Source organism: Bacillus sp. B19-2, from assembly GCF_022832475.1.
Lineage (GTDB): Bacteria > Bacillota > Bacilli > Bacillales > Bacillaceae > Bacillus > Bacillus paralicheniformis.
Genome location: NZ_JALHKQ010000001.1, coordinates 563,630 through 577,213, shown reverse-complemented (window position 1 = coordinate 577,213; position 13,584 = coordinate 563,630). Strand labels below are relative to the sequence as shown.

12 protein-coding genes are annotated in these 13,584 nt (G+C 46.0%); 2 read left to right on the top strand and 10 right to left on the bottom strand.

The genetic code is table 11. The annotated features are described in order from the left end of the window. Positions 1–87 precede the first annotated feature (87 nt). Positions 88–780, top strand: a complete 693-nt coding sequence (locus tag MST20_RS03020) for a GNAT family N-acetyltransferase (protein WP_243941143.1) — start codon at positions 88–90, stop codon at positions 778–780. Between the two features lie 7 nt (positions 781–787). Here MST20_RS03020 and splB read toward each other — a convergent pair whose 3' ends face one another. The 8 genes from splB to MST20_RS02980 all read right to left on the bottom strand — a co-directional run bounded on the left by splB (position 788) and on the right by MST20_RS02980 (position 9,531). Beyond that, a complete protein-coding gene (gene splB, locus MST20_RS03015; protein ID WP_243940038.1) occupies positions 788–1,816 on the bottom strand; it encodes a spore photoproduct lyase in 1,029 nt (342 codons plus the stop codon). A gap of 73 nt (positions 1,817–1,889) precedes the next feature. After that, complete coding sequence (locus MST20_RS03010; RefSeq protein WP_243940036.1) at positions 1,890–2,123, bottom strand: transcriptional regulator SplA domain-containing protein; 234 nt, start codon at positions 2,121–2,123, stop codon at positions 1,890–1,892. 120 nt (positions 2,124–2,243) lie between these two features. Beyond that, positions 2,244–3,962 carry a phosphoenolpyruvate--protein phosphotransferase gene (ptsP, locus tag MST20_RS03005; RefSeq protein WP_243940034.1) on the bottom strand — a complete coding sequence of 573 codons (1,719 nt, stop codon included), beginning with the start codon at positions 3,960–3,962 and terminating at the stop codon, positions 2,244–2,246. Continuing rightward, positions 3,962–4,228 carry a phosphocarrier protein HPr gene (locus MST20_RS03000; RefSeq protein ID WP_003181247.1) on the bottom strand — a complete coding sequence of 89 codons (267 nt, stop codon included), beginning with the start codon at positions 4,226–4,228 and terminating at the stop codon, positions 3,962–3,964. The genes ptsP and MST20_RS03000 overlap by 1 nt, the downstream gene beginning before the upstream one ends. A 100-nt stretch (positions 4,229–4,328) precedes the next feature. Next, entirely contained in the window at positions 4,329–6,425 is a 2,097-nt protein-coding gene (gene ptsG, locus MST20_RS02995) for a glucose-specific PTS transporter subunit IIBC (RefSeq protein WP_025811357.1), read from the bottom strand. 222 nt (positions 6,426–6,647) lie between these two features. Continuing rightward, positions 6,648–7,493, bottom strand: coding sequence for a glucose PTS transporter transcription antiterminator GlcT (glcT, locus tag MST20_RS02990; RefSeq protein ID WP_003181243.1), 846 nt, complete (start codon positions 7,491–7,493; stop codon positions 6,648–6,650). Between the two features lie 132 nt (positions 7,494–7,625). After that, on the bottom strand, positions 7,626–8,597 hold the full coding sequence (locus MST20_RS02985) for a LacI family DNA-binding transcriptional regulator (RefSeq protein ID WP_243940032.1): 972 nt from the start codon (positions 8,595–8,597) through the stop codon (positions 7,626–7,628). A gap of 208 nt (positions 8,598–8,805) precedes the next feature. Beyond that, entirely contained in the window at positions 8,806–9,531 is a 726-nt protein-coding gene (locus tag MST20_RS02980; protein WP_243940030.1) for an NPP1 family protein, read from the bottom strand. Positions 9,532–10,010: 479 nt separating this feature from the next. Between MST20_RS02980 and MST20_RS21135 the strand changes: the two genes are divergently transcribed. Further along, positions 10,011–10,145 (top strand): hypothetical protein, encoded by a 135-nt coding sequence (locus MST20_RS21135; RefSeq protein ID WP_003181237.1) that lies wholly within the window; start codon positions 10,011–10,013, stop codon positions 10,143–10,145. Positions 10,146–10,215: 70 nt separating this feature from the next. Here MST20_RS21135 and MST20_RS02975 read toward each other — a convergent pair whose 3' ends face one another. Together MST20_RS02975 and MST20_RS02970 are read right to left on the bottom strand one after the other, a co-directional pair. Then, complete coding sequence (locus tag MST20_RS02975; protein WP_105978966.1) at positions 10,216–11,310, bottom strand: M24 family metallopeptidase; 1,095 nt, start codon at positions 11,308–11,310, stop codon at positions 10,216–10,218. 175 nt (positions 11,311–11,485) lie between these two features. Continuing rightward, complete coding sequence (locus MST20_RS02970) at positions 11,486–13,393, bottom strand: heavy metal translocating P-type ATPase (RefSeq protein WP_243940028.1); 1,908 nt, start codon at positions 13,391–13,393, stop codon at positions 11,486–11,488. Positions 13,394–13,584: the final 191 nt, after the last annotated feature.

Below are 13,584 nucleotides of genomic sequence, written 5' to 3'. Positions count from 1 at the left end.
CTTTTTATCGGCCAAAATTTCGCAAAATTAAGATAGCCTGCTAAAATAACGATATAATGAAGGAAATATCAAAAGGAGTGATGGGCGATCTATAAACAGTTTTACGTCGATAACGGCACTTCTTATCAGCAGGTGGACATCCGCAACTACAGCAAAAAAGATATTCCCGATTTGATTGCACTTCAAAGAGAATGCTTTCCGCCTCCGTTTCCGGAAGACCTTTTGTGGAATGAAAAGCAGCTCTATTCCCATATTGAACGATTTCCCGATGGTGCGCTTTGCGCGGTTTCCGAAGGCCGAATCATCGGTTCGATGACGACGCTTATGACTGATTTTGATCCGCATCATCCGCACCACAGGTGGGACGAAGTGACGGACAACGGGTATATCGGCACACATCAAAACGATGGAAACTCCCTTTATGTCGTCGATATTTCCGTATCCCCACACTATCGAAAACTCGGCATCGGAAAGCTGCTGATGCAATCCATGTATGAACTGACGGTCTTTAAAGGGCTCAATCGGCTCATTGGCGGCGGGCGGATTCCCCATTATCACAAGTCAGCTGAAGAAATGACGCCCGAACAGTATGTTCAAGCTGTCTTGGACGGGGAAAAGCGCGATCCCGTGCTCTCATTCCTGCTCCAGTGCGGACGATCACCGGTTTGCGTGATTCCCGGCTACATTGAAGATGAGGAATCGCTTGATTATGCGGTCTTAATGGAGTGGAAAAACCCTTTTCTAACATCTCAAAACAAAAAACAGAGCTTTTCCAATTAAAGCTCTGTTATGTGAAATATTCGATTTTTGCTTCGGGAAAATAGTTATCAATATACGTTTCAAGGGCGCTGCGAAGCTCTGCTTCTTCATCTTTCTGGTATATATATTTGCCAATCCCGTATCTGCCCCATTTGTAGCGCCGTTTTTCTTCATCCAGTTCGAGCTTTGTCTTTGGATAGTTTTTTTCAATGACTCTTTTTGCCGGCTTCGTGAATCTATGCTGGATCATTTCAAAGGTAATGTCGCGCCTCGCATGCTGCGGCAGCGCACGATCGAGCTTTTCGAGGAGCACTCTGTAGCCTTCCTGCCAGCCGTCATGAATATAAATCGGAGCGATGATAAAACCGAGCGGATAGCCCGCCTCCGCTACTTTCACGGCGGCTTCGATCCGTTTATCCAACGGGGATGTGCCGGGTTCAAAACTTTTGATAACATAATCGGCATTCACGCTGAAGCGAAAACGCGTTTTTCCATTGTGCTTGGCATCAAGCAAATGATCGACATGATGGAATTTTGTCACGAAACGCAGTTTACCGTGGTCGGATTGACCGAAATGCTCAATTGCACGTTTTAATGTGTGTGTCAAATGGTCAATCCCGACAATATCAGATGTGCAAGAAGCTTCAAACCGCGTATCCTCGGGCGCGCGTTCTTTCATATATTGATCCGCCTGATCAAGTATTTCCTCCACATTGACGTACGTTCTGATATACGGCTTGCTGCCCATTGTCGTCTGCAGGTAGCAGTAATGGCAGTGACCCATACACCCTGTTGCAAACGGAATCGCATATTCTGCGGACGGTTTTGACGAATCGAATTTCAATGTTTTTCTGACGCCGATAACCAAAGTGGATTTCGCATTTCTGTATTTTTGCAGGTGGCCTTCCCCCGGGATATTCCTTACCTGGTTGTGTGAAGTCGTTTCCCTGATCTCAAGCCCCATGTTTGAAAATTTATCTCTCAGCTCTTTCCCCAGCGGATATTCCAGCGCTTTCGGTTCAATATAGACGAGCTGGGGAACAAACGGTTTTACCATTGGAAACAGACACATCCTTTGCTTATTTACGTTACTTTTTGCATTTAGAGGATGCGATATACCGGTAATATCTTCATATCCCGTCAAATAATTCACGGTAAAGCCGTTCCGCCTCTTCATATGAAGAAAAAACGGCATCATCTTCGGCAAAGGCGTGATATGTATCATACATAAACAATGCCAGTTCACCTTCGTGAAGCGGGTGATCAACGACTTCAGCTTCCTTTATATGCGCGACATTGGCGGCATGCGGGTTCCGGTAAATGACATAGACCTCATCACCCGACTTGAATGGCTGCCTGGGCATATCAAAATCCCCCTTTCTAACAATTGGTCACATGTATTATTTCCGCCGCAGCCGAGATCATTCAGATCAACAAAAAAACCCGGACGGGCATTGGTTATGCCGGTCCGGATTTTCAATCGCTTATGCCATATTGAAGGTTTCTTTTACGAATTGTACAACCTCTTCTGTTGTGCTCATGGACAGAATTTGCTCTTTGAACGATTCCGCCTCTTTTTTAGAAAGCTTGCTGATTTGCGTTCTTGCCGGCAGGATTGACGTCGCGCTCATTGAGAACTCGTCCAGTCCAAGACCGAGCAGGATCGGGATCGCGATTTCATCTCCCGCCATTTCGCCGCACATGCCGACCCATTTTCCTTCTTTATGAGCCGCTTCAATGACAAGCGTGATCAGGCGGAGAATCGCAGGATTGTACGGCTGGTAAAGGTAAGATACCCGCTCATTCATCCGGTCAGCAGCCATCGTATATTGAATCAGGTCATTCGTTCCAATGCTGAAGAAATCGACTTCTTTAGCGAATTGATCAGCGATCACCGCTGTTGAAGGGATTTCAACCATCATACCGACTTCAATGTCGTCGGAAACTTGTTGACCTTCAGCTTTCAGCTTTTCTTTTTCTTCTAAAAGAATCGCTTTCGCTTCTTTAAATTCGTTTACAGTCGCGATCATAGGGAACATAATTTTTAAGTTTCCATATGTACTTGCCCGAAGCAGCGCACGAAGCTGCGTTCTGAAAATCTCTTGCTCATCAAGGCAAAGACGGATCGCTCTGTATCCCAAGAAAGGATTCATTTCTTTTGGCAGTTCTAAATATGGAAGCTCTTTGTCTCCGCCGATATCAAGAGTACGAACGACAACAGATTTGCCTTCCATACGCTCAAGAACGGTTTTATAGGCATCAAATTGCTCCTCTTCAGTCGGAAGCTGGTCTCTGCCCATGTAAAGGAATTCAGTCCGGTAAAGGCCGACTGCTTCTCCTCCATTTTCCAGAACGCCTTTTACATCATCAGGTGTACCGATATTAGCGGCAAGTTCCACATGATGGCCGTCATTCGTGACAGTCGGTTCATTGACGAGCTTCGCCCATTCGGCTTTTTGTGCCAGGAAGGCTTGATGCTTTTCTTCGTATTCGCTGATTGTTTCCTGGGAAGGATCAACGATGACATCGCCATTGATGCCGTCAACGATCACTGTTACGCCGTTTTGAATGCCTTTCGTTGCCGTTTTTGTGCCGACAACGGCCGGAATTTCAAGCGAGCGCGCCATGATGGCTGAGTGGGACGTCCGTCCGCCGATATCTGTTGTAAACCCTTTAACAAAGTTGCGGTTTAATTGCGCTGTATCAGACGGTGTCAAGTCTTCGGCCACGATGATGACCTCTTCGGAAATCAGGCTCGGGTTCGGAATTTCAACGCCGAGAAGATGCCCTGTGACACGCTTGGTGACATCGCGGATGTCAGCGGCGCGTTCTTTCATATATTCGTTATCCATCGACTCGAACATTGTGACGAACATGTCGGCCGTTTCTTTTAAAGCGAATTCCGCATTGACGGAGTCCGATTTGATTTTGTCTTTAATCGGGTTTAACAGTTCCGGATCGCTTAATACTAACAAATGTGCAGAAAAGATTTCCGCTTTATCTTCTCCAAGCTCTTTCAATGCATGGTTTTTAATGATTTCAAGCTCTTTTTTAGAACGCTCGATGGCGTCTTCAAAACGATTTACTTCCGCATCAGAATCAGAGATGTTTTTCTTTTCAACCGTTAGATCAGGCTCCTCAAGCCGATATGCTTTTGCGATCGCTATACCGGCGGAAGCGCCTATTCCTTTTAGTTCAAGCATTATTCGCCTAAACCTTCGCTTTTCATTGTTTCTTCAAGTGCGGAAAGAGCATCATTTTCATCAGCGCCGGAAGCAGAAATCGTAATTTCAGCACCTTTGGCAATACCTAGTGACATAACACCCATAATTGATTTAAGATTTACGGTTTTTCCGTTATATTCCAAATTGATATCTGCATCATATTTGCTTGCTGTTTGTACAAGAACAGTCGCTGGACGAGCGTGGATTCCAGAATCTGCAGTTACTTTAAACGTTTTTTGTGCCATTTTTTATCAATCTCCTTTTAATTTAAAGCTTTTAGTACATTCACAATATTATATCATACAGCCGTACATGTCATCTGACAAGTACGGCCATTTTGTGAATTTATTTTTCAACGCGGACGATGTCGTCCTGTGTCAGGCTGACATTGCCTTCTGCCTGTAGGCTCACGCTTTCTCCTTCTTGAAGGTTCGTGAACACGATCGGCGTCATCAGGGAAGGTACGCTGTCCTTCACTTTTTCAATGTCGACTTCAAGCAGTTTCTGGCCGGGCTCAACCCTGTCACCTTCAGAAACAAATGCAGTGAAGCCTTCGCCTTTCAGGCTGACCGTATCGATTCCAAAGTGGATCAGAATTTCTCTGCCGCCGTCAGACTGCAGACCGATCGCATGCTTTGTCGGGAACACGTTCAGCACTTTCCCTCTCACAGGTGATACAACTGTGCCTTCTGCAGGAAGAATCGCGAATCCGTCGCCCATCATTTTTCCGGAAAATACTTGATCCGGAACATCTGTAATCGGATGAAGCTCACCAGCAAGCGGTGAAACGAATACTTCTTCACCTGATTCGTTTTGAAGAGGCTCGACCATAGCTTCTTCGATTTGCTGCTCTACTTCCTCGGCAGCGTTTGGAGCTTTTTCAGGACGTGGCGTGCGGCCTGACATAATGTCTTGCATTTGCGATTTTAAATTGTCGGATCTTGGTCCGAAAATTGCTTGGATGTTATTGCCGACTTCCAGCACGCCGGATGCGCCGAGTTTTTTCAAGCGCTCTTTGTCAACTTTCTTCTGATCGTTGACTGTGACGCGAAGTCTTGTGATACAAGCGTCAAGGTGCTTGATGTTTTCTTGGTCACCCATCGCCTCAAGAATTTGATAAGGAAGATCTCCTGCTGCTTCTTTGCCTTCATCAGCGGATTCTGCGGCTGCATCTTCGCGTCCAGGCGTTTTCAAGTTGAACTTGCGGATGGCAAACCTGAATCCGAAGTAGTAGATGACAGCCAGGACTAAACCGACAGGAATGACAAGCCACCAAGCTGTACGGTTCGGCAGAATTCCGAACAGGAAGTAGTCGATCAAACCGCCGGAGAATGTCATCCCGATCTTAACATTTAAAATGTCCATCATCATGAATGACAGGCCGGCAAACACGCAGTGAATCGCAAACAGAATCGGAGCGACGAACAAGAATGAGAATTCGATCGGCTCAGTGATCCCTGTTAAGAATGCTGTCAATGCTGCTGAACCCATAATACCGGCAACAAGCTTTTTGTTCTGCGGTTTTGCTTCATGATAAATAGCAAGCGCTGCCGCAGGAAGACCGAACATCATGAACGGATACTTACCGGTCATAAATGTACCCGCTGTCAATTCGACGCCGTCTTTGATTTGCGCCATGAAAATTCTTTGGTCACCGCGGACAATTTCTCCCGCCTGGTTTGTATAGCTGAAGAACTCATACCAGAACGGCGAGTAGAAAATATGGTGCAGACCGAACGGAATCAGAGCCCGCTCAATCATTCCGAAGATGAGAGCTGCGACCGCTTCATTGGCTGCAAGCAAGTTTGTCGAAAAGCTGTTCAGCGCGCCTTGGATCGGCGGCCAGATAAACAGCATGACAAGTCCCAGCAGCAATGCACAAATCGATGTAATGATCGGAACAAAGCGCTTTCCGGCAAAGAATCCTAAATACTGCGGAAGCTCGATTGTGTAGAATCGGTTGTACATGGCAGCGGCCAGGACACCGACAATAATACCCCCGAATACCCCCGTTGCCAATGTCGGTATGCCGAGCATTGTCGTGTATTCCGGATGGTTTTGAGTAAAGAACTGTGCTCTTTCAACTGCGTCGCTTGGAATCGAACCGTTTTGAAGAAGCACTGCACTCATCGTGACATTCATAACAAGATATCCGATAATAGCGGCGATTCCGGCAACACCGTCGCCGTTAGCCAAACCGATGGCAACTCCGACTGCAAAAAGGAGCGCCAAGTTGGTGAACACGACGTCACCTGAACTTTCCATCACTTTCGCAACAAGCTGAACGGTGCTGTTCGTTAAGAATGGTGCGACTTTTGTCATCTGCGGATTTTGCATGGCATTACCAAGCGCGAGCAGTATCCCTGCAGCCGGCAGGATGGCAACAGGAAGCATCAGCGCCCGTCCAATTTTTTGCAGAACGCCAAATAGCGATTTAAACATGTTTTAACCCCCTCTAAGGATAGTTTGACCTTACAGCAAAAATTCATGACAACTTCGTTCAAAAGACTGCTTTTTCATCCAAATAAACCGTTTACATTTCGCGTTTAGAACGACAAAAAAGGCATGGTGAAAGCGGGTACACTAAGAAACAAAAGACAGCGTCTTCATTTCTTCCCTTTTTTCACTCATGCCTGATCGAATCAGTAACACGTTATAAAGGCGTTATGAAATTTTATTAGTTAAACGGTACAAATGCAATGTCAAATAAACGGCTTCTGCCTCATGAACAGGTTTCTTGAGCGCTTGCTGCAAGATCTTGATCATCTTCCAAGCAGTATTGTAACACAGCGGATATTCTGTTTTCAACAACAACATTAATTTTTCCGGTTCCTGAATCGGCTCGTCCCGTTTAATCCTGTCAATCGTAAAGCGCAAGTGCCTGATCAGCCGCAAATAGTTCACGCTTTCCCTGTTGACCTGCATCTGGAATGAATCCTCGATGACCTGGACAAGCCTGGAGATCAGTTGTGAATGCTGATTGACTTCAGAAAGCGGGCGGTTCGTCATCGCGCTGTGGATATGAAGTGCGATAAACCCGATTTCGCCTTCAGGCAGCTGAATGTCTGATTTTTCATTTATCATATCGACGGCTTCTTTGGCGACTTCGTATTCCTTCGGATAAAGCGATTCCGTCTCAAGCAAAAACGGATTCTTCATATCAAATCCCTTTTCTAAGCGCTTAACCGCAAATGCGATATGGTCCGTCAACGCGACATGAATGTGTTCGTTCAGCGGCTGGCCGATTTTTTGCGCGATATGGTAGATAACATCATTGGCGATATCAACCATTTTTTCATCGACATAAGTGAGGAGCTTCTTATACTGCGATTGTTCCTTATCATTTTCCAGGATAAACATTTTTTCATAGTTCTCATGTTCGATAAGATCTCCGCGCTTTTTGCCAAAACCGATTCCTTTGCCAATCAAGACAACTTCTCTGTAATCATCATGGAGAGCGATTAAAACGTTGTTGTTGAGTACCTTTTCAACGGTAAAGGATCTGTTCACGATCCTCAGCTCCTTTTTGTCATCAATCTCTCATATCGTACAAAACTCATGAAAGCGCGTCAATTTATTTTGACCTTTTTGATGAAAAATGTCGAATTTTGATCACTGTCTGGAAAATGATTGATGTTTTGATTACACAGTCGCCCTTTTGATCAGCTTGTAAGGAACGGTCTGTTTTTCCGGTCCGGCACCGCCGATTCTTTTTCGCAAAAGGCGAAACGCATGCTTCCCCATTTCCTTTATATTCATTTTGATCGTTGAAATGCCCAGCACTTCACTGATTGGCTGGTTGTCACAGCTTAAAATGGCGAGGCTTCCGGGAATATCCACCTGATGACGCCGCGCTTCAAGAAACATACCGGCTGAAACTTGGTCGTTGGCGATAAATACAGCTGTCGGCTTCTCCTTCATCTCTCGCCATTCAGAGAACAGCTTTTGCCCGTCGGTAATCGTCAGCGACCGCTCGAATACCCATTCTTCCCGGTAAGGCTCCCCGATCGCGGCCAAAGCTTCCTTGTATGCCTCGAGGCGAAAGTGGCTGTTCATGCCATTTTTCCTTGCCAAACCAATGGCGATTTTTGTGTGCCCCTTTTCAATCAAAAAATCCAGTCCTAATCGGAAAGCATCTTTATGCGGAATGCTGACCGTTGAAAAATGCTGTTCGCTTGAGCCCTGGCACAGGATGAACGGACCGGTCTCATGCCAGTCCAACAGCGCTTCATCAGACATCGCTTTTGAACAGAAAATCAGGCCGTCCACCTGTCTTTGTTTCAGCTGCTCCAATGCAAAAACTTCTTTTTCCAATTGATAATTTGTTTGATAAAGCGAAAAGTGAACGCCTTCCTTCGCGGCTTCTTCAGCGATTCCTTCCAGCAGCTCGCCGAAATAAGGGAGGCCAATGGTCGGCAGCACAACACCTATCATATTGGAAAAGCCTTTGGATAAATGAACGGCATGCATATTCCTTGCGTATTCGAGCCGTTCAATCGTCTCAAGAACTTTTTGGCGTTTTTCTTCTTTGACATACGGGTGGCCGTTGAGAACCCTTGAAACAGTCGTGATGGAAACCCCTGCGGCTTCAGCTATTTCCCTGATATTCGCCATTCGTTTCCCTTCTTTCTTTCAAATCTTTTCATACATGCCGGATCATTTCGCGTCATAAAGAAATTATATCGCTTGGAGCGTGGATTTTGATCCTTTTCGGGAATTTTTTCGAGGTTCTATAAATATGAAGAAAACAGCAAAGAAGATGTACGGAGAAAAATCGGCTGATATGAAAATATTTCACAATCAGCCGATACACGAAATATTTTTATCTAAACCATGCTTTTCCAAGGTTATTCGTGAAATTGTGATCATTGAAAGGAACGTTTGCGCTTCCGAAATCCGTAGTGTTCAATGCGTTTCTTGCGGCAGGCGTCAAATCTTCCCATCCGATGAGAGGCTGGGTTCCGCCCTTTGCGCTGTCCACATATAAGCTGTGGTTAATCGGTGGTTGCGGAGCATCATAGCGGATTTTCGGATGATCACCTTCCATAATCTTGTTGTTTGGAGCTGTTTTTTGAAATTTACCGTGCTGAGAATAAGCGATGGAAAACACTTTTGGATTTTGATTTGCCGGGTTATCGATCCATACGACGATTCCTTCCCAATCATGTCGATGGCCGAATGCTTTAAAAGGCAGAGGTGAATCTTTAGGAAAATACCATGCGTACATAATCGCCCATACTCCATTGTACCATGCAGAGCGGGAGTACACTTGCCCCACGCTTTTGCTACAGTGGCCTTCGGGCGCTCCGGTAGGCTCCAGGCCTCCGCTTGTATTGCCTTGTGCGTCAACTGCGGGAAAAGGGACGCAGCCGCTTGCGACCTTTAAATAAGGCTGAAAACGTTTGGCCGCTTTTTGAGAAATCGTCACAGGGGTTACTTCACTGAAGCCTTGCACTTTGTCATGATCAATCACTTTCGCGTCAGCTGCCGGTACGATACTGACAAAAGCAAATATCGACAAAAACAGTACATATCCTAATGTTTTCACTCTTTGCTAGCTTCCTTTCATAAGTAATGGACGTCAAATCATTAGAAAAGTGCTTCATGCTTATTTGTGTGGGGGGTGAATCCGCAATCGTTGCGGGGACTGAAATATCTCGATGAGAGATGAAAAGATATTGTCTGCGGCAGATTTAATTCATCAGCGTTTTTCCCATTGAATCCCCCCCTTCTTCTGAGCTTAGTATACAAATTTTTCACATGAGAATAATGATGCAATCCGATTATCTTTTGATCAATCTAAATCACCATAATAAAAACAAAAAGACGCAGTAGATTCATTCATCAAAGATCATCACAGGACTTTTTCAGCGTCAATCATATGAAGCGGCCCGGCAAAATTCCCGAAATTCCTGTCATCAGGGTTTTCTTTATTGATTTAGGGCTTGCTATGGAAAGCGTTTCATAATTTAGAATGAAGGCAGCACCGGTGCTGAACACGTTTTCATTCCAGAAAGGGGAAGAAAAATGGGTATCTTCATTCTGATTCTATTATGTATCGTTATCGTACTGTCTTCAAAAGCAGCGATGAAACCGCTTAAAGAAAAACACGAGATCAAACCATTCCGTTCCTTTGACGATTTTTTCATTTCAAAGGATTGACACGGGTAATAAGACAAACGATTCACGTCAGCATAAAAAAGAACCCGCGCGCGGGCGCGGGTTCCGTTTTTTATGAAATGACAGTCAGCTCTTTTGGATACTTTGTCAGCGCTTCTGCTCCATCGGCAGTGACAAGTACATCATCCTCGATGCGCACCCCTCCGATTTCCGGCACATAGATGCCGGGTTCAATCGTGTATACCATACCTTGTTTTAAAAGCTCGTCATTGTTATGGCTCATCGACGGGTATTCATGAGGCGAAATCCCGAGCCCGTGCCCGAGACGGTGAGGAAAGTAATCGCCATAGCCCGCTTTTTCGATGATACCGCGCGCTTTTAAATCAAGGTCGCCGATTCTGACACCGGGTTTGCTCATCTTAAGCGCCTCCGTTTCGGCCTGAAGCACCGTATCATATATTTCTTTTTGTTTTTCACTCACATTTTGATACACGAGCGTTCTTGTAATATCAGAGCAGTATCCGTCAATGATTACGCCTAAATCAAAGAGGACGAAATCGCCCGGCTTAAGCGTGCGGCTGCCCGGGTTTCCGTGCGGCTGTCCTGACTTTTCTCCGAAAAGGACCATTGTGGAAAATGACATCCCCTGGACTCCTTTTTTCTTCAGCTCATACTCGATTTTAGCGACGACATCGATTTCCGCTATCCCTTCTTTTAATGCGGCGGCTCCTGCTTCGACCCCGTAATCGGCAAGCTTGGCCGCTTCACGGAGGATGCTGATTTCTTTTTCGTCTTTGATGACGCGGATTTGGTTCAGCCTTTCTTCTGCAGAGACAAGCTCTGCACCGTTTGTAACCGCCTGCAGCATTTCGGCGCGCGACAGAGCAAGCGTTTCTTTTTCAACCGCCACTTTTGAACATTGGCCGTTTCGCTTTTGAAGCGCTGAGGATATGAGTTCCCAAGGGTTTTGATGATCCCCGTATCCGATGATCTCATACGCCCAGCCGGCTGCTCTCGCCTGACCGGCCTCCATTTGCGGACAAACAAAAAACGGCTCTTCATCTTGAAAAATAAAAACGCCCATCAGCCGTTCGTGCGGTTCTGTATAAAAGCCTGTAAGATAAAACACGTTTTCTTTTGAATGAATAAAAGCCGAAGATATGTTTTTTTCTTTCAGCCAGGAAGAGATTTGTTCAATTCTTTCCATGCTCTTTTCACTCCTTGAGACAGTTTCCGTACCATACATTTAACATGTAAAAGCATCACATCCATTGTATCAGTTTTTCCCGTCTCTTGCTCACCGCTTATGTATGCGTTGCCTCTTTCTCAAAAAGCGTTCTGATGTGAACAACGGCTGCCGTTAATGTGCAGCCGTTGTTTGTTTAGGATTTCAGCAGCCTGAGGCCGTTTAAAATAACAAGCAGCGTGCTGCCTTCATGCCCGATGACACCGAGCGGCAGATCAAGAATTTGAAGAAAGTTGCTGCAGATTAAAAGACAGATCACACCAAGAGAGAACATCACGTTTTGTTTAATGATCGTATTCATTTTCCGGGAGAGCCGGATCATTTTGGTCAGTCCTGTCAATTCGTTTTTCATTAAAACGACATCAGCTGTTTCCAATGCGACATCTGTGCCTCCCCCCATTGCGATCCCCACATCAGCTGCGGCAAGGGCCGGTGCATCATTGATTCCGTCTCCCACCATCACGATTGTTCCGTATGTTTTTTTCAGCTTTTGCGCTTCCTCTACTTTTCTGTCAGGAAGGCATTCTGAAACGACGGTTTTCAAGCCCGCTTCTCGTGCGATGGCCGCTGCGGTTTCAGGCTGGTCCCCGGTCAGCATCGCCGTCTGAACACCAAGCGCATTCAGCTCTTCGATCACCGCTTTAGCTTCCGGTCTGATTTGGTCTTTTAATGCAAAACACCCCGCGATTTTTTCGCCTTTTTTCACAAACACAATTGTTTTCCCCTGCTTGGCAAGCTCCTGAACAGCTGCCGTGAGAAATTGCCCGGCTGCCTCTTCCCCGACAAATCCGGCTTTACCGATCAGCCATGTCTCTCCATTGTATTGAGCCTGAACGCCAAACCCTGACGTCTCCTCGATCGACACATTCGCGGCAGGTTTGATGCCTTTTGCTTCTGCATACTGGACAATCGCTTTGGCAAGCGGATGGCCTGACTGCTTCTCAATCGCAGCTGCAGCCTCCAAGCATTCGCGCTCCTCGATATCAGCAGCTAAAAGCATATCCTCCACGCCGGGCTTTCCGTTCGTAATCGTTCCCGTTTTATCCAATGCAACAATTTTGCTGTTTCCGAGCTTTTCAAGGAAGACGCTGCCTTTGACAAGCAGGCCGTTTCTTGCGCCATTAGAGATCAAGGACAGCGCGGCAGGCATGATCGAAGCGACAAGGGCACACGGCGAAGCGACGACCATGAACACCATCGCTCTGTAAAATGTCTCGCTCCAGCTCCAGCCAAGCAGAAAATGCGGCAGAAAGAGCAGCAGTCCGACAGCAAGCAAAACCCCTTTAACGTAAATATTTTCAAATCGCTCAATGAACGCCTGTGACGGCGAAACGCTGTTTTGCGCAGACTCAACGAGCCGAATGATCTTTTTGAACAACGAATCTTCATTTGTCTTTGTGACACGGACCGTGAGCGATCCGCTCAAATTGACTGTCCCCGCAAAAACCGCGTCTCCGAGGTTTTTTTCCGCGGGGATTGATTCGCCCGTTAGTGCCGATTCGTCGATACTCGTTTTTCCCGATTCGATCTCCCCGTCTGCCGCAATGCGTTCCCCGGGTTTAACAAGAATGAGGTCGCCCGCTTGAAGATCGGCTGCCGCCACGGTTCTTGTTCCTTCTTCTTCAAGTAAAACGGCTTCCTCCGGCTCCAATTTCATCAGCGATGTCAAATCGCGTTTGCTTTTATTTAATGTATACGTCTCAAGCGCTCCGCTGAGAGAAAAGATAAAAATCAACACGGCCCCTTCAGCCCAGTAGCCGATCAGCGCAGACCCGACCGCCGCAAAAATCATCAGGAGTTCAACATTCAGCGTTTTTTCCGCCAGCGTTTCTTGTATACCTTCTTTCGCTTTGGCAAAGCCGCCGATACAAAAAGCTAAAATAAACAGAACAACGGACAATGTGTCATTGTCGGACAACAGCCAGCCTAAAAGAATCAACAAACCCGACAAAAGCGCAGCAATCAATTCCCCGTGCTGCCTCCAATTTTCAAAGTGAAACGTGTGACGGTTCTGCTGCGATTGTTTCCCGATCTCTAATTGCATCTCCAATATCCTCCCTAATTGAGAATGTAATTCATCGTCAATTTCCTTATTAAAAAACAAATTGCCGCCTCATCGGCAGCATAAACATGAAGTATTTTATTTATATAAAGGGTATGACTGCTTCTTGTCCATTGAACACACCCTTTTCTATTTCTCATTATAGCACGGCTTTCTACGTTTTCAAATAATAA